At 54.5% G+C, this 15,066-nt stretch carries 29 protein-coding genes and 1 pseudogene; 29 read left to right on the top strand and 1 reads right to left on the bottom strand.

The window, feature by feature from the left end:
- The first annotated feature begins 118 nt into the window (after positions 1–118).
- The 29 genes from rpsJ to rplQ all read left to right on the top strand — a co-directional run bounded on the left by rpsJ (position 119) and on the right by rplQ (position 14,150).
- Positions 119–430 carry a 30S ribosomal protein S10 gene (rpsJ, locus tag PROAA_RS00895; protein WP_186409502.1) on the top strand — a complete coding sequence of 104 codons (312 nt, stop codon included), beginning with the start codon at positions 119–121 and terminating at the stop codon, positions 428–430.
- Positions 431–542: 112 nt separating this feature from the next.
- Positions 543–1,187 carry a 50S ribosomal protein L3 gene (rplC, locus tag PROAA_RS00890; RefSeq protein WP_186409501.1) on the top strand — a complete coding sequence of 215 codons (645 nt, stop codon included), beginning with the start codon at positions 543–545 and terminating at the stop codon, positions 1,185–1,187.
- Complete coding sequence (gene rplD, locus PROAA_RS00885) at positions 1,187–1,807, top strand: 50S ribosomal protein L4 (RefSeq protein WP_186409500.1); 621 nt, start codon at positions 1,187–1,189, stop codon at positions 1,805–1,807. Before rplC ends, rplD begins: the two co-directional genes overlap by 1 nt.
- Positions 1,804–2,106 (top strand): 50S ribosomal protein L23, encoded by a 303-nt coding sequence (gene rplW, locus PROAA_RS00880; protein ID WP_186409499.1) that lies wholly within the window; start codon positions 1,804–1,806, stop codon positions 2,104–2,106. Before rplD ends, rplW begins: the two co-directional genes overlap by 4 nt.
- Complete coding sequence (gene rplB, locus PROAA_RS00875) at positions 2,106–2,933, top strand: 50S ribosomal protein L2 (protein WP_186409498.1); 828 nt, start codon at positions 2,106–2,108, stop codon at positions 2,931–2,933. Before rplW ends, rplB begins: the two co-directional genes overlap by 1 nt.
- A 13-nt stretch (positions 2,934–2,946) precedes the next feature.
- Entirely contained in the window at positions 2,947–3,222 is a 276-nt protein-coding gene (gene rpsS, locus PROAA_RS00870) for a 30S ribosomal protein S19 (RefSeq protein ID WP_186409497.1), read from the top strand.
- 10 nt (positions 3,223–3,232) lie between these two features.
- A complete protein-coding gene (gene rplV, locus PROAA_RS00865; protein WP_186409505.1) occupies positions 3,233–3,562 on the top strand; it encodes a 50S ribosomal protein L22 in 330 nt (109 codons plus the stop codon).
- A 9-nt stretch (positions 3,563–3,571) separates the two neighbouring features.
- Positions 3,572–4,438 (top strand): 30S ribosomal protein S3, encoded by an 867-nt coding sequence (gene rpsC, locus PROAA_RS00860; protein WP_186409496.1) that lies wholly within the window; start codon positions 3,572–3,574, stop codon positions 4,436–4,438.
- Positions 4,422–4,835: a 50S ribosomal protein L16 gene (gene rplP / locus PROAA_RS00855; RefSeq protein WP_186409495.1), complete on the top strand. Its 414-nt coding sequence runs from the start codon at positions 4,422–4,424 to the stop codon at positions 4,833–4,835. The genes rpsC and rplP overlap by 17 nt, the downstream gene beginning before the upstream one ends.
- 2 nt (positions 4,836–4,837) lie before the next feature.
- The gene (rpmC, locus tag PROAA_RS00850) at positions 4,838–5,032 is read left to right on the top strand and encodes a 50S ribosomal protein L29 (protein WP_186409494.1); all 195 of its coding nucleotides are present in this window, start codon (positions 4,838–4,840) and stop codon (positions 5,030–5,032) included.
- Positions 5,029–5,292 carry a 30S ribosomal protein S17 gene (rpsQ, locus tag PROAA_RS00845; protein ID WP_186409493.1) on the top strand — a complete coding sequence of 88 codons (264 nt, stop codon included), beginning with the start codon at positions 5,029–5,031 and terminating at the stop codon, positions 5,290–5,292. The genes rpmC and rpsQ overlap by 4 nt, the downstream gene beginning before the upstream one ends.
- A gap of 126 nt (positions 5,293–5,418) precedes the next feature.
- Positions 5,419–5,787, top strand: coding sequence for a 50S ribosomal protein L14 (gene rplN / locus PROAA_RS00840; protein ID WP_186409492.1), 369 nt, complete (start codon positions 5,419–5,421; stop codon positions 5,785–5,787).
- A gap of 9 nt (positions 5,788–5,796) precedes the next feature.
- Positions 5,797–6,114 carry a 50S ribosomal protein L24 gene (gene rplX, locus PROAA_RS00835; protein ID WP_186409491.1) on the top strand — a complete coding sequence of 106 codons (318 nt, stop codon included), beginning with the start codon at positions 5,797–5,799 and terminating at the stop codon, positions 6,112–6,114.
- 9 nt (positions 6,115–6,123) lie between these two features.
- Positions 6,124–6,663, top strand: a complete 540-nt coding sequence (gene rplE, locus PROAA_RS00830) for a 50S ribosomal protein L5 (RefSeq protein ID WP_186409490.1) — start codon at positions 6,124–6,126, stop codon at positions 6,661–6,663.
- 7 nt (positions 6,664–6,670) lie between these two features.
- Complete coding sequence (gene rpsN, locus PROAA_RS00825) at positions 6,671–6,976, top strand: 30S ribosomal protein S14 (RefSeq protein ID WP_186409489.1); 306 nt, start codon at positions 6,671–6,673, stop codon at positions 6,974–6,976.
- A gap of 15 nt (positions 6,977–6,991) precedes the next feature.
- A complete protein-coding gene (gene rpsH, locus PROAA_RS00820) occupies positions 6,992–7,387 on the top strand; it encodes a 30S ribosomal protein S8 (protein WP_186409488.1) in 396 nt (131 codons plus the stop codon).
- Between the two features lie 9 nt (positions 7,388–7,396).
- Positions 7,397–7,930, top strand: coding sequence for a 50S ribosomal protein L6 (gene rplF / locus PROAA_RS00815; RefSeq protein ID WP_186409487.1), 534 nt, complete (start codon positions 7,397–7,399; stop codon positions 7,928–7,930).
- Positions 7,931–7,940: 10 nt separating this feature from the next.
- Positions 7,941–8,297: a 50S ribosomal protein L18 gene (gene rplR, locus PROAA_RS00810; RefSeq protein WP_222102036.1), complete on the top strand. Its 357-nt coding sequence runs from the start codon at positions 7,941–7,943 to the stop codon at positions 8,295–8,297.
- A gap of 28 nt (positions 8,298–8,325) precedes the next feature.
- Positions 8,326–8,850: a 30S ribosomal protein S5 gene (rpsE, locus tag PROAA_RS00805; RefSeq protein ID WP_186409486.1), complete on the top strand. Its 525-nt coding sequence runs from the start codon at positions 8,326–8,328 to the stop codon at positions 8,848–8,850.
- Between the two features lie 3 nt (positions 8,851–8,853).
- Complete coding sequence (gene rpmD / locus PROAA_RS00800; protein WP_186409485.1) at positions 8,854–9,036, top strand: 50S ribosomal protein L30; 183 nt, start codon at positions 8,854–8,856, stop codon at positions 9,034–9,036.
- A 1-nt stretch (position 9,037) separates the two neighbouring features.
- Entirely contained in the window at positions 9,038–9,472 is a 435-nt protein-coding gene (rplO, locus tag PROAA_RS00795; RefSeq protein ID WP_186409484.1) for a 50S ribosomal protein L15, read from the top strand.
- A gap of 23 nt (positions 9,473–9,495) precedes the next feature.
- Positions 9,496–10,824: a preprotein translocase subunit SecY gene (gene secY / locus PROAA_RS00790; protein WP_186409483.1), complete on the top strand. Its 1,329-nt coding sequence runs from the start codon at positions 9,496–9,498 to the stop codon at positions 10,822–10,824.
- A gap of 1 nt (position 10,825) precedes the next feature.
- On the top strand, positions 10,826–11,044 hold the full coding sequence (gene infA, locus PROAA_RS00785) for a translation initiation factor IF-1 (protein ID WP_186409482.1): 219 nt from the start codon (positions 10,826–10,828) through the stop codon (positions 11,042–11,044).
- Between the two features lie 71 nt (positions 11,045–11,115).
- The gene (gene rpmJ / locus PROAA_RS00780; RefSeq protein WP_186409481.1) at positions 11,116–11,229 is read left to right on the top strand and encodes a 50S ribosomal protein L36; all 114 of its coding nucleotides are present in this window, start codon (positions 11,116–11,118) and stop codon (positions 11,227–11,229) included.
- Between the two features lie 76 nt (positions 11,230–11,305).
- Positions 11,306–11,668 (top strand): 30S ribosomal protein S13, encoded by a 363-nt coding sequence (rpsM, locus tag PROAA_RS00775; RefSeq protein ID WP_186409480.1) that lies wholly within the window; start codon positions 11,306–11,308, stop codon positions 11,666–11,668.
- A 12-nt stretch (positions 11,669–11,680) separates the two neighbouring features.
- Complete coding sequence (rpsK, locus tag PROAA_RS00770; RefSeq protein ID WP_186409479.1) at positions 11,681–12,070, top strand: 30S ribosomal protein S11; 390 nt, start codon at positions 11,681–11,683, stop codon at positions 12,068–12,070.
- A gap of 12 nt (positions 12,071–12,082) precedes the next feature.
- Positions 12,083–12,712: a 30S ribosomal protein S4 gene (gene rpsD, locus PROAA_RS00765; protein WP_186409478.1), complete on the top strand. Its 630-nt coding sequence runs from the start codon at positions 12,083–12,085 to the stop codon at positions 12,710–12,712.
- Positions 12,713–12,751: 39 nt separating this feature from the next.
- The gene (locus PROAA_RS00760; protein WP_186409477.1) at positions 12,752–13,726 is read left to right on the top strand and encodes a DNA-directed RNA polymerase subunit alpha; all 975 of its coding nucleotides are present in this window, start codon (positions 12,752–12,754) and stop codon (positions 13,724–13,726) included.
- 31 nt (positions 13,727–13,757) lie between these two features.
- Positions 13,758–14,150 (top strand): 50S ribosomal protein L17, encoded by a 393-nt coding sequence (gene rplQ / locus PROAA_RS00755; protein WP_186409476.1) that lies wholly within the window; start codon positions 13,758–13,760, stop codon positions 14,148–14,150.
- A gap of 82 nt (positions 14,151–14,232) precedes the next feature.
- On the opposite strand, the pseudogene PROAA_RS00750 reads toward rplQ, so the two are convergent.
- A pseudogene (locus PROAA_RS00750) lies at positions 14,233–14,984 on the bottom strand (IS5 family transposase).
- Positions 14,985–15,066 lie beyond the last annotated feature (82 nt).

Below are 15,066 nucleotides of genomic sequence, written 5' to 3'. Positions count from 1 at the left end.
TTCGCCATCCGTGAAGGCGGTCGTACCGTCGGCGCCGGCGTCGTCGCTAAAATTATCGAGTAATCATTACCTCGGGGGCAGGGCGACTGCTCTGCCTCGCCGCTCTTTGGAAACCAAAATGCAAAACCAGAAAATCCGAATCCGTCTGAAAGCCTTTGATTACCGCCTCATCGATCAGTCGGCTCAGGAAATCGTTGAGACCGCCAAACGTACTGGCGCTGTCGTTCGGGGACCGGTTCCGTTACCGACCCGTATCCAGCGTTTTGACGTCCTGCGCTCTCCGCACGTCAATAAGAGTTCGCGTGACCAATTTGAAATCCGGACCCACCTACGCCTGATGGACATCATCGATCCGACCGATAAAACGGTCGATGCGCTGATGAAGCTTGACCTCCCAGCCGGTGTTGACGTCGAAATTAAGTTGCAGTAACTGCCTGATTGCGGCTATAATCGCCGCCTTTCGCTTGGTGACGTCCTTGACGTTGCCACTTTTGACTTGAAGCGCTAGCCGGCCAATCGTAGCCGGCTTGAGGAGAATAACCATGAGTCTAGGCCTTGTCGGGCGCAAGGTCGGCATGACGCGCATTTTTACCGATGACGGTGCTTCCGTTCCGGTTACTGTGCTCGACGTGTCGAACAATCGTGTCGCCCAGATCAAAACGCCTGAGAATGACGGCTATGCGGCCGTCCAGGTGGCCTTCGGTAAACGCCGGCCATCGCGTGTGAGCAAGCCTTTGGCAGGTCATCTCGCCAAGGCAGGCGTTGAGGCGGGTAATCTGCTTAAGGAATTTCCTGCGTCCGCCGAGGATCTCGCTACCCTGAAACCGGGCGATCAGATCAGCGCGTCGATTTTCACCGTCGGTCAGAAGGTGGATGTCACCGGCCAGACTATCGGCAAGGGTTACGCTGGCGCCATCAAGCGTCACCATTTCAAATCGCAACGCGCCTCACACGGCAACTCGGTGTCTCATAACGCTCCGGGTTCCATCGGTATGAATCAGGATCCAGGAAGAGTCTTTCCGGGTAAGCGCATGTCAGGGCATCTGGGTGATGCAAAACGCACTCAGCAGAACCTTGTGGTTATTCGCGTCGATGTCGAGCGCCAGTTGTTGTTGGTCAAGGGCGCGGTACCAGGCTCCAAGGGGTCGGATCTGATCGTACGTCCTGCAGTCAAGGCGGGGGCATAATGGAACTCAAGCTGATTAACGAGCAGGGCCAAGAAGCCAATCGCCTGCAGGCGTCCGACGTACTTTTCGGCCGGGAGTACAACGAATCCTTGGTTCATCAAGTCGTTGTCGCCTATCAGGCCAATGCACGCAGCGGTAATCGTGCTCAAAAAGATCGTGAGCAGGTCAAGCACACGACCGCGAAACCGTTCCGCCAGAAGGGTACGGGCCGTGCCCGTGCCGGTATGTCGTCCTCGCCATTGTGGCGTGGAGGTGGTCGTATTTTTCCGAATTCGCCGGACGAGGATTTCAGCCAGAAGCTGAACAGGAAGATGTACCGCGCCGGCATGGCATCTATCTTTTCGCAGCTCGCGCGCGAAGATCGTCTGGCTGTAGTGGAGAGCATTGCTGTCGATGCCCCGAAGACCAAGCTCTTCGCCCAGAAGATAAAAAGCATGGGCTACGACTCTGTTCTGGTTCTCGTCGAAAGCCATGACGAGAACGTGTTTCTGGCTTCGCGAAACCTGCCCAACGTGCTGGTTCTTGAGGTCAATGAGGCTGACCCGGTTTCATTGATCCGCTTCCCGAAAGTGCTGATGACAAAGAGCGCTCTTGCCAAGTTTGAGGAGATGCTGGGATGAACCAACAACGTTTGATGCAAGTCTTGCTTGCGCCACAGGTCTCCGAAAAAGCGACCTATGTGGCCGACAAGAATGAACAAGTGGTTTTCCGTGTCGCGTCCGATGCGACCAAGCCCGAAGTCAAGGCTGCTGTCGAGTTGCTTTTCAAGGTTTCGGTCGAGTCGGTGCAGATCGCCAACGTCAAGGGTAAGCAAAAAAAGTTTGGGCGCTACATGGGTAGCCGAAAGAACTGGAAAAAGGCTTATGTCAGTTTGAAGGCCGGTCAGGAAATCAACTTCGTCGATGGGGGGGTTGCTTAATGGCACTCGTCAAAGTCAAACCGACGTCACCCGGCCGCCGTGCCGTTGTCAAGGTGGTCGATCCGAGCCTGCATAAGGGCAAACCGTTGGCGTCTCTGGTCGAACCGCAGTCGAAACATGCCGGACGCAACAATAATGGTCACATCACCACGCGACACAAGGGTGGCGGGCACAAGCAGCACTATCGCTTGGTTGATTTCAAGCGCAACAAGGACGGTATCCCGGCCAAAGTTGAGCGCCTTGAATACGACCCGAATCGCACCGCGAATATTGCATTGCTCTGTTATGCCGATGGCCAGCGTAGTTATGTCATTGCGCCCAAGGGTATGGTTGTCGGTCAGCAGGTCGTCAGTGGCTCCGAGGCGCCGATAAAGTCGGGTAACACCCTTCCAATTCGCAACATTCCTGTCGGTACGACGATTCACTGCATTGAGATGGTTCCTGGCAAGGGCGCACAAATAGCTCGGTCAGCCGGAACTTCAGCGCAATTACTGGCGCGCGAAGGTGTTTACGCCCAGATTCGTTTGCGCTCCGGTGAAATCCGTCGGGTGCATGTCGAGTGCCGTGCTACGGTCGGAGAGGTGGGTAACGGTGAGCATAGTCTGCGTTCCATTGGCAAGGCGGGCGCTAATCGCTGGCGCGGCATTCGTCCTACCGTTCGCGGTGTGGTAATGAATCCCGTTGATCACCCGCATGGTGGTGGTGAAGGTAAAACCGCGGCAGGTATGCACCCAGTGAGCCCGTGGGGTACCAAGACCAAGGGTTATCGTACACGCAGCAACAAGCGCACGACCTCAATGATCGTGCAGCGCCGTCACAAACGCTAAGGGATAGAGAACTATGGGACGTTCCGTAAAAAAGGGCCCGTTTGTCGATGCCCATCTGATCAAGAAAATCGGCGCTGTACGAGCGACTAGCGACAAGCGTCCGATCAAGACTTGGTCCCGCCGTTCAACGGTGCTGCCGGATTTTGTTGGTCTGACCATTGCGGTGCATAACGGCAAGCAACACATCCCGGTGTATGTCACCGAAAACATGGTGGGCCACAAGCTTGGCGAGTTTTCATTGACGCGTACTTTCAAGGGTCACACCGCCGGCAAGAAGGCGAAGAAGTAAAGGAATGGATATGGAGACTCGTGCCACTTTGCGCGGCGTTCGGTTGTCGGACCAAAAAGGTCGGCTGGTCGCTGACCAGATCCGCGGTTTGCCTGTTGATAAGGCGCTCAGCGTGCTTACATTCAGCCCGAAGAAAGGCGCCGGCATCATCAAAAAAGTGCTGGAATCAGCTATTGCCAATGCCGAACACAACGATGGCGCTGACATTGACGAGCTTAGGGTAAAAACCATTTTTGTCGAAAAGGGCGCAGTGCTCAAGCGCTTTACCGCGCGAGCCAAGGGTCGTGGCAATCGGATTGTCAAACCGACTTGCCATATTTTCCTGACCGTCGGAAATTAAGGAATAACAATGGGACAGAAGATTCATCCGACTGGTTTTCGCCTTGCAGTCTCACGTGACTGGTCCTCGCGTTGGTACGCCAACAGCAAGAATTTCTCAGGCATGCTCAATGAAGACGTCAAGGTTCGTGATTTCCTCAAGAAAAAGCTTAAGCACGCATCCGTTGGTCGCGTATTGATCGAACGGCCGGCCAAGAATGCTCGCGTAACGATATTTTCCGCTCGCCCCGGTGTGGTCATCGGAAAAAAGGGCGAAGAAATCGATAACTTGCGCACTGCGCTGCAGAAAATCATGGGCGTTCCGGTACACGTCAGCATCGAAGAAATCCGCAAGCCAGAGCTGGACGCACAACTGATTGCCGATTCGATAACTCAGCAACTTGAAAAGCGGATCATGTTCCGCCGCGCCATGAAGCGTGCTATGCAGAACGCGATGCGTCTTGGTGCTCAGGGGATCAAGGTTATGAGTTCGGGTCGTCTTAACGGTGCAGAAATTGCGCGACGCGAGTGGTATCGCGAAGGCCGTGTGCCTCTACATACGCTGCGTGCGGATATCGATTACGCGACTTCCGAGGCTTTGACGACTTACGGCATCATTGGCGTAAAGGTTTGGGTGTTCAAAGGCGAAATCCTGAATCGTAATGAGCAGCCCGCCGCATTGCCCGAAGCTACTGAAACTGACGAGCAGGCGCGTAGACCACGTCGTGTTGCGAAGCCGGCGGCGTCGGACACTGACAATGCCGAGAAGCCGAAGAGCCGCACAGTGAAGGCCAATGCTCAGCCTGATGTGGTGAATACCGAAGCTGATGTAGCTGCGACGAAGGCTCCAGCTAAACGTGTAAGAAAGGCAGGAACGACTGATGCTCCAACCAGCTAAGAGGAAGTACCGCAAAGAGCAGAAGGGGCGGAATACCGGCCTTGCTACGCGTGGGGCCAAGGTGAGCTTTGGTGAATTCGGGCTCAAGGCAACCGGTCGTGGTCGCCTGACAGCTCGTCAGATTGAAGCGGCGCGCCGTGCTATGACGCGACATATCAAGCGTGGTGGGCGGATTTGGATTCGTATTTTCCCTGACAAGCCGATTTCCAAGAAGCCAGCCGAAGTGCGGATGGGGAACGGGAAGGGTAATCCGGAGTATTACGTTGCTGAGATTCAGCCCGGAAAGGTGCTTTACGAGATGGATGGGGTGGATGAAGCGCTGGCTCGTCAGGCCTTCGCGCTTGCGGCCGCCAAGCTCCCGATCCCGACGATTTTCGTTACGCGAATGGTGGGTTGATCATGCAAGCCAGTGAACTTAGAGCTAAGAGCGTCGAGGAACTGAACAAGGAGCTGCTGGATTTGCTGAAGGCGCAATTCGGCCTGCGCATGCAGATTGCGACCCAGCAATTAACGAACAACAGTCAGATCGGCAAGGTCCGTCGTGATATTGCACGCGTACGCACCCTTCTTCGTGAAAAGGCGGTCAAGCAATGAGTGAAACAGAGAGCAAACGTACACAGGTGGGCCGTGTCGTCAGCGACAAGATGGACAAGACGGTTACTGTGCTCATCGAGCGCCGCGTCAAGCATCCCATGTATGGAAAAATCATTGTTCGATCAAGCAAATACCACGCACACAACGAAAACAATGAGGCGAAATCAGGTGACCTGGTAGAGATTCAGGAATGCCGCCCGCTCGCGAAGACCAAAGCTTGGGTGGTAACAAGGCTATTGGAAAAGGCGGTTGCAATTTAGAAATTGCTTTTCTAAGAATAAGGTCTATAATACTGACCTTTCGCGCTGGGCGGTTGTTCCTGCTAGGCGTATCTCCCGTACGGGTTCCAAGACTGACCGCTGTGGCGGGGTAAGTTGGAGAGATAGATGATTCAGATGCAGACGGTTCTGGACGTCGCCGACAATACAGGCGCCCGTTCAGTGATGTGTATCAAGGTGCTGGGCGGCTCGAAGCGTCGCTATGCCGGCGTTGGCGATATCATCAAAGTGAGTATCAAGGATGCCGCACCTCGTGGCCGCGTCAAAAAAGGCGACGTTTACAGCGCTGTGGTGGTTCGTACCGCCAAGGGTGTGCGTCGTCCGGACGGATCGCTGGTGAAGTTCGACAAAAACGCGGCGGTACTCCTCAATAACAAATTAGAGCCGATTGGTACGCGGATCTTTGGGCCGGTGACACGCGAATTGCGCGGCGAACGGTTTATGAAGATCGTGTCGCTGGCGCCGGAAGTGCTGTAGGGGGCAACCATGGACAAGATTCGTAAGGGCGATGAAATCGTCGTCATCGCCGGTAAGGATAAGGGGAAGCGGGGGAGGGTTCTTGCCCGTGTTGATGCTGGGCATGTCGTGGTTGAAGGTGTAAATCGCGCAAAAAAGCACGTCAAGCCAAATCCGGTCAAGGGTGAGGTGGGTGGCGTCGTCGATAAGAACATGCCGCTGCATGTTTCAAACGTTTCGCTCTACAACCCGCTGACCCAGAAGCCAGACCGAGTCGGGTTCAAACTGCTTGAAGACGGTACCAAGGTGCGCATCTTCAGGTCGAACGGCGAAGTGGTTGGGGCATAAGGAGCGATCATGGCGCGTTTACTGGATTATTACAAAAAGACGGTAGTGCAGGAGCTGACCAAAAAGTTTGGCTACAAGTCGAACATGCAGGTTCCGCGCATTACCAAGGTTACCCTGAACATGGGTGTGGGCGAAGCGGTCGCTGACAAGAAAGTGCTTGAGCATGCTGTCGGCGACATGACGAAGATTGCCGGACAGAAGCCGGTGATAACGAAGTCACGCAAGTCGATTGCCGGGTTCAAGATCCGTGATGGTTATCCGATCGGCTGTATGGTCACATTGCGTGGTCCGCGGATGTTTGAATTCCTTGACCGCCTGGTGTCGATCGCATTACCTCGTGTTCGTGATTTCCGCGGCATTTCAGGCAAGAGTTTTGATGGCCGAGGCAACTACAACATGGGTATCAAGGAGCAGATCATCTTCCCGGAAATCGAGTACGACAAGATTGATGCGTTGCGTGGTATGAACATCAGTGTCACCACCACCGCCAAAACTGACGAAGAAGCGCGCGCGTTGCTCGGCGCGTTTAAATTCCCGTTCAAGAACTGAGGCGAAAATGGCAAAACTTGCATTGATTAACCGTGAAGAAAAACGGCGCAAAACGGTAGAAAGATTTGCTGTTAAGCGTGCAGGGTTGCAGCTTGTCCTAAATGATTCGAGCCTGTCAGACGAGGAGCGTTTTGAGGCGCGCCTGAAGTTCCAGGCGCTTCCGCGTAATTCCAGCCCAGTGCGTTTGCGTAACCGCTGCAAGCTGACGGGGCGTCCGCGTGGCGTATATCGCAAGTTCGGTCTGGGTCGCAGTAAATTGCGTGATTTCGTTATGCGCGGCGAAGTCCCTGGTATGACCAAGGCTAGCTGGTAGGCAGGAGAAGACGATATGAGTATGAGCGATCCGATCAGCGATATGTTGACACGCATCCGCAACGCACAGATGGCGAGCAAGGCAGTTGTCGCGATGCCGTCTTCCAAGGTAAAGGTGGCGATTGCCAACGTGCTGAAGGACGAAGGATATGTTGAGGATTTTGCCGTACGTGACAACGATGGCAAGCCGACGCTTGAAATTGCATTGAAGTATTACGCCGGGCGCCCTGTCATTGAGCGCATAGATCGCGTGTCAAGGCCTGGTCTGCGAGTATACAAAGGCGCTGATGCTATTCCGCGCGTTATGAATGGCCTTGGTGTAGCAATCGTTTCCACGCCCAAGGGTGTAATGACCGACCGCAAGGCGCGCGCTACCAATACAGGTGGCGAAGTGCTCTGCATCGTCGCGTAAGAGGTAATTATGTCCCGCGTTGCTAAGAATCCAATCGTGCTTCCTCAGGGTGTTGAAGTTTCCCTGGGCGCCGAAGTCATTTCCGTCAAGGGCCCCTTGGGGGCAATCAAGTTTGCAGCAAATCCCGCTGTCAAGGTTGAAAAAGAGGGCGACACTCTCGTGTGCAAGCCCATCGAAGGAGCTGACAATACAGTTGCCCTCTCCGGAACTGTTCGTGCGGTTGTCGCCAATATGGTGACAGGCGTCAGCAAGGGTTTCGAGCGTAAGCTCAACCTCGTTGGCGTGGGCTATCGAGCCCAGGCGCAAGGCGATGTGCTGAACCTAACACTGGGTTTTTCCCATCCGGTTACTCACAAGATGCCGGCAGGCGTCAAGTGTGAGACACCGACCCAAACAGAGATCGTGATCAAAGGTGTGGATAAGCAGCAAGTTGGCCAGGTGGCTGCTGAGATTCGTGCCTATCGTAAGCCTGAACCTTACAAGGGCAAGGGTGTGCGATATGCCGACGAAGTGATAATCCTCAAGGAAACAAAGAAGAAGTAAGGGCGCATAAATGATTGACAAGAACCAGGCGCGTTTGCGCAGAGCCCGTAAAACCCGGGCCAAAATTGCCGAACTGAAGTCTTTGCGTTTGTCGGTGCATCGCACTAACAGCCACATCTATGCACAGGTGTTTTCACCTTGTGGCTCGAAGGTGCTGGTCGCGGCTTCCTCGCTTGAACCGGGAGTGCGCAAGGGTCTGAGTAACGGTGGAAACATCGGTGCGGCGACTGCAATCGGCAAGTTGATCGCTGAACGCGCCAAGAAAGTCGGAGTCGAGCAGGTCACGTTCGATCGTGGCGGTTTCCAGTATCACGGGCGTGTCAAGGCGCTCGCCGAAGCCGCGCGTGAAGCCGGTCTCAAATTCTAAGCGGCCCGGAAAGAAATCGGAGTAAGCAATGGCAAAACCACAAGGCAGAAAACCGCAGCAAGCTGAGAAGCCCGATGATGGCATGCGCGAGAAGATGATCTCGATCAATCGCGTCACAAAGGTTGTGAAGGGGGGGCGTATCCTTGGTTTCGCAGCGCTGACGGTCGTGGGTGATGGTGATGGCCGGGTTGGCATGGGCAAGGGCAAGTCGCGAGAAGTTCCTGTTGCGGTACAGAAAGCAATGGAAGAAGCTCGGCGCAGGATGGTTAAGGTCAGCCTCAAGAGCGGCACATTGCACCACACTGTTTTTGGTCGTCACGGTGCTTCTGTAGTCATGATGCAGCCTGCTCCTGAAGGTACAGGCATTATTGCTGGTGGTGCGATGCGCGCGGTATTTGATGTTATGGGCATGACGAACGTGGTCGCCAAGGCGCACGGCTCAACTAACCCTTACAACATTGTTCGTGCCACGATAAACGGTTTGCAGGCGATGAACACGCCGTCTGAAATTGCAGCCAAGCGTGGCAAGTCGGTCGAAGATATTCTGGGGTAAACCATGGCTGAAAAGAAAGTTAGGGTCACGCTGGTCAAGAGCTTGATTGGGACCAAACAGTCGCACCGTGCAACGGTTCGCGGCTTGGGTTTGCGCCGTCTGAGCAGCAGTTCCGAGTTGCAGGATACGCCGGCGGTTCGTGGAATGATTAACAAGGTTTCCTACCTTCTGAAGTGCGAGGGCTAAGATGAAACTGAATACGATTCAGCCAGCTGAAGGATCCAAGCACGCCAAGCGCCGTGTCGGACGTGGCATTGGCTCCGGTCTGGGGAAAACTTGCGGCCGTGGTCACAAAGGGCAGAAGTCTCGTGCCGGTGGTTTCCACAAGGTGGGTTTCGAAGGTGGTCAGATGCCACTGCAGCGTCGCTTGCCAAAGCGAGGTTTCGTTTCGCTGACCAATGCGCGTAACGTCGAGGTCCGGCTGTCGGAGATCAATGACTTGCCGGTCGACGAGATTGATATGCTCACGTTGTTGCAGGCCAATCTCGTTTCTCAGCATGCGCTGTCAGCAAAAGTCGTTCTTTCTGGCAAGATTCTGCGCAAGGTCGTCTTGAACGGTGTTGGGGCGACCAAAGGCGCTAAGGCGGCTATCGAGGCAGCTGGTGGCAGTGTTGCTGAATAACAACTTGATGATGGCGGTGTTTCTTGGCAACTAAACAACAAGCTCAAGTCGGCAAGGGAGGGAAGTATGGCGATCTTAAGCGCAGACTTCTGTTCCTGCTTGGCGCGCTGATTGTTTACCGCATCGGAACACATATTCCGGTTCCAGGGATTGATCCGCAGGTTCTGAGCGATCTGTTCAGCAGGCAGCAGGGTGGCATTCTCGGAATGTTCAATATGTTCTCGGGTGGTGCCTTGAGTCGCTTCTCGATATTTGCGCTTGGGATCATGCCGTACATTTCGTCGTCGATCATCATGCAATTGATGACTCACGCCAGCCCGCAACTTGAGGCGTTGAAGAAAGAGGGCGAGGCGGGTCGGCGCAAGATCACGCAGTACACCCGATATGGCACGGTTTTGCTCGCGCTGTTTCAGGGCATTGGTATCGCTATTGCTGTCGAGTCGCAGCCAGGCCTGGTTCCTGATCCCGGGATGATGTTCCGCTTTATGACTGTGACGACGCTATTGACTGGCACGATGTTTTTGATGTGGCTCGGCGAGCAAATTACGGAACGCGGTCTGGGAAATGGTATCTCGATCATCATCTTCGCGGGAATCGCCGCGGGGCTCCCGAACGCGATTGCGGGTTTGCTGGAACTGGTGCGTACCGGAGCGATGCATCCGCTGTCGGCACTGCTGATAACATTTCTGGTGGGTCTGGTCACGGCGTTTGTGGTATTCGTTGAACGCGGCCAACGCAAGATTCTGGTCAACTACGCGAAGCGCCAGGTGGGTAATAAGGTTTATGGTGGACAAAGCTCGCATTTACCGCTCAAGCTGAACATGTCGGGGGTGATTCCGCCGATCTTTGCTTCATCGATCATCCTGTTTCCGGCGACAATTGCAGGCTGGTTCAGTGCCAGCGATTCGATGCGGTGGCTCAAGGATATCTCCGGGGCTCTTTCTCCGGGGCAGCCGATCTATGTAATGTTGTACGCTGCGGCAATAATATTTTTCTGCTTCTTCTATACGGCGCTGGTTTTCAATTCCAAGGAGACTGCGGATAACCTCAAGAAAAGCGGTGCGTTTGTACCGGGCATTCGTCCGGGTGAGCAGACGGCGCGCTACATCGACAAGATTTTGATGCGCCTGACCCTGGTCGGCGCGGCGTATATAACGATCGTTTGTTTGTTGCCAGAGTTCTTGATTCTCAAATGGAATGTACCGTTCTACTTTGGCGGGACATCATTACTGATCATTGTGGTTGTGACGATGGACTTCATGAATCAGGTTCAGGCCTATGCCATGTCACATCAGTATGAGGGACTTTTGAAGAAAGCGAACTTCAAGGGCTCCGGGCTTACGGCAAGATAGTATGGCAAAAGAAGACTTGATTGAAATGCAGGGAGAGGTTGTAGAGAACCTCCCGAATGCGACATTCAGGGTAATGCTCGAAAACGGTCATGTTGTGCTCGGCTTTATTTCCGGGAAGATGCGTATGCACTATATCCGCATACTGCCCGGTGACAAGGTCACGGTGCAACTGACGCCTTATGACCTGAGTCGTGCGCGCATTGTCTTCCGCGCCAAGTAATGTCTCTATGAAGTAGATGTAGTTTGGCGGAAGGCGTGTAGCGTCCCGAAGCCGATAATCAGGAGTTAAACATGAAAGTGCTGGCATCTGTTAAGCGTATTTGCCGCAACTGCAAAATCATTCGGCGCCACGGAATCGTGCGTGTGATCTGTACGGATCCGCGTCACAAGCAGCGCCAAGGCTGATCGCTGGGACTCTACGGATTGAGTCACCAGTCGGTTGAAGATTTAACTTTGAGTTTCGCATAATTGGGATGAATCGATGGCCCGCATTGCAGGGGTAAATATACCCAACCACCAGCATGCCGAGATCGCGCTTACTGCGATATACGGTATTGGACGTAGCCGCGCACAGAAAATCTGTGATGCTGTAGGGGTGGCACGTTCCACGAAAATGAAAGACCTGACTGAGGCCGAAATGGATCGTTTGCGCGATTGTGTCGGCAAGTTCATTGTCGAGGGCGATCTGCGTCGTGAGGTAACGATAAGCATAAAGCGTCTGATGGACCTTGGCTGCTATCGTGGTCTACGACATCGCAAGGGTTTGCCTTGCCGTGGCCAACGTACTCGTACCAATGCCCGGACACGCAAGGGTCCGCGCAAAGCCATCGCTGGCAAGAAATAAGAGGACCTGATCATGGCCAAGACAACTGCGAAAGTTCGCAAGAAGGTAAAAAAGAACGTAGCCGAGGGCATCGCCCACATTCATGCTTCGTTCAATAACACGATCATTACGATCACCGATCGGCAGGGGAATGCCTTGTCATGGGCGACTTCTGGCGGAGCCGGATTCAAGGGGTCACGGAAGAGTACCCCGTTTGCCGCGCAGGTTGCCGCTGAATCTGCGGGCAAGATGGCCGTCGAGTGTGGCGTCAAGAATATCGAAGTCCGCATCAAGGGCCCTGGGCCTGGTCGTGAGTCTTCGGTTCGCGCCTTGAACGCGCTCGGAATAAAAATCACGTCAATCACGGACGTGACGCCGATCCCGCACAATGGTTGCCGCCCGCCCAAGAAGCGCCGGATATAAGGAGAAAGAAAAGTGGCTCGTAATCTCGATCCGAAGTGCCGCCAGTGTCGCCGCGAAGGAGAAAAGCTGTTCCTGAAGGGTGAGAAATGCTTCACCGACAAGTGTGCCATCGAGCGCCGCTCGTACGCCCCCGGTCAGCACGGACAGAAATCCGGGCAGCGTTTGTCCGACTACGGTGTTCACCTGCGCGAAAAGCAGAAGATACGTCGCATCTACGGCGTACTGGAAGGTCAGTTCCGCAAGGTTTATAAGGAAGCGGATCGTCGCAAGGGTGTCACTGGCGAAAACCTGCTCCAGTTGCTCGAGTCACGTCTTGATACTGTGGCTTACCGCATGGGTTTCGCAGCTTCTCGCTCCGAGTCCCGTCAGGTCGTGCGGCACAATGGAGTGCTGGTGAACGGACGCCGCGTGAATATTCCATCTTTCTTGGTTCGCCCTGGCGACGTTGTGGAGGTCGCAGAGAAAGCCAAGAGCCAATTGCGCGTCAAGGCTGCGCTTGCCGCCGCCGAATCGCGTGGCTTCCCCGAATGGATTGAAGTGGATGTCAAGGAAGCGAAGGGTACCTATAAGGCTCGCCCGGAGCGTAGCGAATTGCCATCGACGATCAACGAAAGCCTCGTGATCGAGCTCTATTCGAAGTAGTCGCAGCTCCACTCGACTGAACCAGGCAAAGGACAAGACATGCAAAGCAGTGGACTATTGAAACCACGCATTATTGATGTACAGAGTTTGTCACCGGTACACGCCAAGGTTGTGATGGAGCCTTTCGAGCGTGGTTTCGGGCATACGCTTGGCAATGCGTTGCGGCGCATCCTTCTTTCGTCGATGCCGGGCTTTGCCGCAACCGAGGTAAGCATAGACGGCGTTCTGCACGAATATTCTTCGATCGATGGTGTGCAGGAAGACGTTGTTGATATTCTGTTGAACCTCAAGGGTGTCGTCTTCAAGCTGCATAACCGTGACGAGGCTGTTCTTCAATTGAGCAAGGATGGTGAAGGTGTCGTTCGTGCCTCCGATATCGTGGTTTCGCATGACGTCGAGATCATCAACCCGGACCACGTGATCGCCCATCTGTCTGCAGGCGGCAAACTGGCCATGGAGTTGAAGGTTGAGAAGGCTCGCGGTTACGTTCCAGGCAATCTGCGGCAGCTCGGTGACGGCAGCAAGAGTATTGGAAAATTGGTGCTTGACGCTTCGTTCAGCCCAGTGCGGCGGGTCAGTTATTTTGTCGAGAGTGCCCGCGTTGAACAGCGTACCGATCTTGACAAGCTGATCATGGAGATCGAAACCAACGGTGTAATCGAGCCCGAAGAAGCGATTCGAACCGCGGCGCGCATTCTGATGGAGCAGCTTTCGGTTTTCGCCGATCTTGAAGGCACGTCAATGCCGATCGAACATCAGAAGACGGTCCAGGTTGATCCCTTGCTTCTGCGTCCGGTTGATGACCTGGAATTGACCGTACGTTCGGCCAATTGTCTGAAGGCAGAGAATATCTATTACATCGGCGATCTGATTCAGCGTACCGAAAACGAGTTGCTCAAGACCCCCAATCTTGGCCGCAAATCGCTCAATGAAATCAAGGAAGTGCTGGCCGCACGTGGCCTCACCCTGGGCATGAAACTCGAGAACTGGCCCCCGGCCGGACTTGAAAAATAAGCGGCCCGGACAAGAACTGGAAGGAATCGAAATGCGTCACCGTTTGGGTCTTCGTAAACTTAACCGCACCAGCTCGCACCGTTTGGCGATGTTGCGCAACATGACTGTTTCACTGCTTCGTCACGAGACGATCAGGACGACGCTTCCGAAAGCCAAAGAGCTGCGGCGCGTCATTGAACCGATCATTACCCTTGGTAAAAAGCCCAGTCTTGCGAATCGTCGACTGGCATTCGACCGGCTACGTGATCGCGAGATCGTCGTCAAGCTGTTCGATGAAATCGGGCCGCGCTATGCCGTACGCAATGGTGGTTATCTGCGCATCCTGAAGTGCGGATTTCGAATCGGAGACAATGCGCCGATGGCTTTTGTCGAGCTGCTCGATCAACCGGAGGCTACGGCTGTTGCGGAGGCTGACGCAGCGTAAGCGCATCTGGTAGTTGTTGCGTTGTCGAAAGAGCCGGGTTTGCCCGGCTTTTTTTCCGCTCAGGTTTAGGGTCTGTTGACATTCAGTCAAGCCAAATGACAGCGGCAACAAGCGCGACAAAGGAAGCGAAGCGTGCTGCCAGCTTGTCGTAGCGAGTGGCGATTCGCCGAAACTGCTTGATGCGACAGAAGAATCGCTCAACCAAGTTGCGACTTTTATAGCGATGCTTGTCGAAAGTTCGCTGAATCAGCCGATTGCTGCGGGGAGGGATGACCGCCTCAATCCCTTCCGCCCGCAGATGCTCAATGATGATGTCACTGTCGTAGGCCTTGTCGGCACTGAGCGATCCTGGCCGTAAGTCTTTGATTAGCGGCAAGGCTTGTGGGCTATCGCCTGCCTCGCCGCCGGTCAGTGAAAACCGAGCTAGTGAGCCCAGCCCTTCAACCAAAGCATGGATTTTTGTACTCAGTCCGCCCCGGCTCCGCCCGAGGGCTTGGTCGCCGTTTTTTTTGCAGCCCCGGCTGCGTGCTGATGCGCCCGCACAATGGTGCTGTCGATAAAGACCTCTTCAAAATCTGCGTCACGCGCCAGTTCGGAGAACAAACGATGCCACACCCCTTGGCGTGAGCAGCGTGCAAAACGCTGATACACGCTATTCCACAAGCCAAACTCGGTGGGCAAGTCACGCCAAGGACTTCCGGTGCGAGCGATCCAGAGAACCGCTTCTACAAACAGGCGGTTGTCCTTGCCCGTTCTCCCCGGATCCCCCTTCTTGCCCGGCAGAAATGCAGCGATACGCTCGAATTGATCGTCTCGAAGCCAATAACGAACCATCCTGATCTCCACGCAAAAGACAGGATATGACCAGAAATCAGGCGCTGTGAACACCCCCCTTTGTAAGTGATTGACAGTAAAC

The sequence above is a fragment of the Candidatus Propionivibrio aalborgensis genome, assembly GCF_900089945.1.
Classification (GTDB): Bacteria; Pseudomonadota; Gammaproteobacteria; order Burkholderiales; family Rhodocyclaceae; genus Propionivibrio; species Propionivibrio aalborgensis.
This window is presented reverse-complemented; position numbering and strand designations above follow the sequence as displayed.

Excerpts from the sequence above, each read along its gene's own strand:
- rpsC (WP_186409496.1), top strand. The coding sequence starts at position 3,572 with ATGGGACAGAAGATTCATCCGACTGGTTTTCGCCTTGCAGTCTCACGT.
- rpsN (WP_186409489.1), top strand. The coding sequence starts at position 6,671 with ATGGCAAAACTTGCATTGATTAACCGTGAAGAAAAACGGCGCAAAACG.
- rpsQ (WP_186409493.1), top strand. The coding sequence starts at position 5,029 with ATGAGTGAAACAGAGAGCAAACGTACACAGGTGGGCCGTGTCGTCAGC.
- rpsK (WP_186409479.1), top strand. The coding sequence starts at position 11,681 with ATGGCCAAGACAACTGCGAAAGTTCGCAAGAAGGTAAAAAAGAACGTA.
- rplX (WP_186409491.1), top strand. The coding sequence starts at position 5,797 with ATGGACAAGATTCGTAAGGGCGATGAAATCGTCGTCATCGCCGGTAAG.
- rpmC (WP_186409494.1), top strand. The coding sequence starts at position 4,838 with ATGCAAGCCAGTGAACTTAGAGCTAAGAGCGTCGAGGAACTGAACAAG.
- rpsM (WP_186409480.1), top strand. The coding sequence starts at position 11,306 with ATGGCCCGCATTGCAGGGGTAAATATACCCAACCACCAGCATGCCGAG.
- rpmD (WP_186409485.1), top strand. The coding sequence starts at position 8,854 with ATGGCTGAAAAGAAAGTTAGGGTCACGCTGGTCAAGAGCTTGATTGGG.
- rpsH (WP_186409488.1), top strand. The coding sequence starts at position 6,992 with ATGAGTATGAGCGATCCGATCAGCGATATGTTGACACGCATCCGCAAC.
- rplW (WP_186409499.1), top strand. The coding sequence starts at position 1,804 with ATGAACCAACAACGTTTGATGCAAGTCTTGCTTGCGCCACAGGTCTCC.
- rplR (WP_222102036.1), top strand. The coding sequence starts at position 7,941 with ATGATTGACAAGAACCAGGCGCGTTTGCGCAGAGCCCGTAAAACCCGG.
- rplE (WP_186409490.1), top strand. The coding sequence starts at position 6,124 with ATGGCGCGTTTACTGGATTATTACAAAAAGACGGTAGTGCAGGAGCTG.
- rplB (WP_186409498.1), top strand. The coding sequence starts at position 2,106 with ATGGCACTCGTCAAAGTCAAACCGACGTCACCCGGCCGCCGTGCCGTT.
- rplO (WP_186409484.1), top strand. The coding sequence starts at position 9,038 with ATGAAACTGAATACGATTCAGCCAGCTGAAGGATCCAAGCACGCCAAG.
- rpsS (WP_186409497.1), top strand. The coding sequence starts at position 2,947 with ATGGGACGTTCCGTAAAAAAGGGCCCGTTTGTCGATGCCCATCTGATC.
- rpmJ (WP_186409481.1), top strand. The coding sequence starts at position 11,116 with ATGAAAGTGCTGGCATCTGTTAAGCGTATTTGCCGCAACTGCAAAATC.
- rplP (WP_186409495.1), top strand. The coding sequence starts at position 4,422 with ATGCTCCAACCAGCTAAGAGGAAGTACCGCAAAGAGCAGAAGGGGCGG.
- rplV (WP_186409505.1), top strand. The coding sequence starts at position 3,233 with ATGGAGACTCGTGCCACTTTGCGCGGCGTTCGGTTGTCGGACCAAAAA.
- rplC (WP_186409501.1), top strand. The coding sequence starts at position 543 with ATGAGTCTAGGCCTTGTCGGGCGCAAGGTCGGCATGACGCGCATTTTT.
- rplN (WP_186409492.1), top strand. The coding sequence starts at position 5,419 with ATGATTCAGATGCAGACGGTTCTGGACGTCGCCGACAATACAGGCGCC.
- rplD (WP_186409500.1), top strand. The coding sequence starts at position 1,187 with ATGGAACTCAAGCTGATTAACGAGCAGGGCCAAGAAGCCAATCGCCTG.
- PROAA_RS00760 (WP_186409477.1), top strand. The coding sequence starts at position 12,752 with ATGCAAAGCAGTGGACTATTGAAACCACGCATTATTGATGTACAGAGT.
- rplQ (WP_186409476.1), top strand. The coding sequence starts at position 13,758 with ATGCGTCACCGTTTGGGTCTTCGTAAACTTAACCGCACCAGCTCGCAC.
- rpsE (WP_186409486.1), top strand. The coding sequence starts at position 8,326 with ATGGCAAAACCACAAGGCAGAAAACCGCAGCAAGCTGAGAAGCCCGAT.
- infA (WP_186409482.1), top strand. The coding sequence starts at position 10,826 with ATGGCAAAAGAAGACTTGATTGAAATGCAGGGAGAGGTTGTAGAGAAC.
- rplF (WP_186409487.1), top strand. The coding sequence starts at position 7,397 with ATGTCCCGCGTTGCTAAGAATCCAATCGTGCTTCCTCAGGGTGTTGAA.
- rpsJ (WP_186409502.1), top strand. The coding sequence starts at position 119 with ATGCAAAACCAGAAAATCCGAATCCGTCTGAAAGCCTTTGATTACCGC.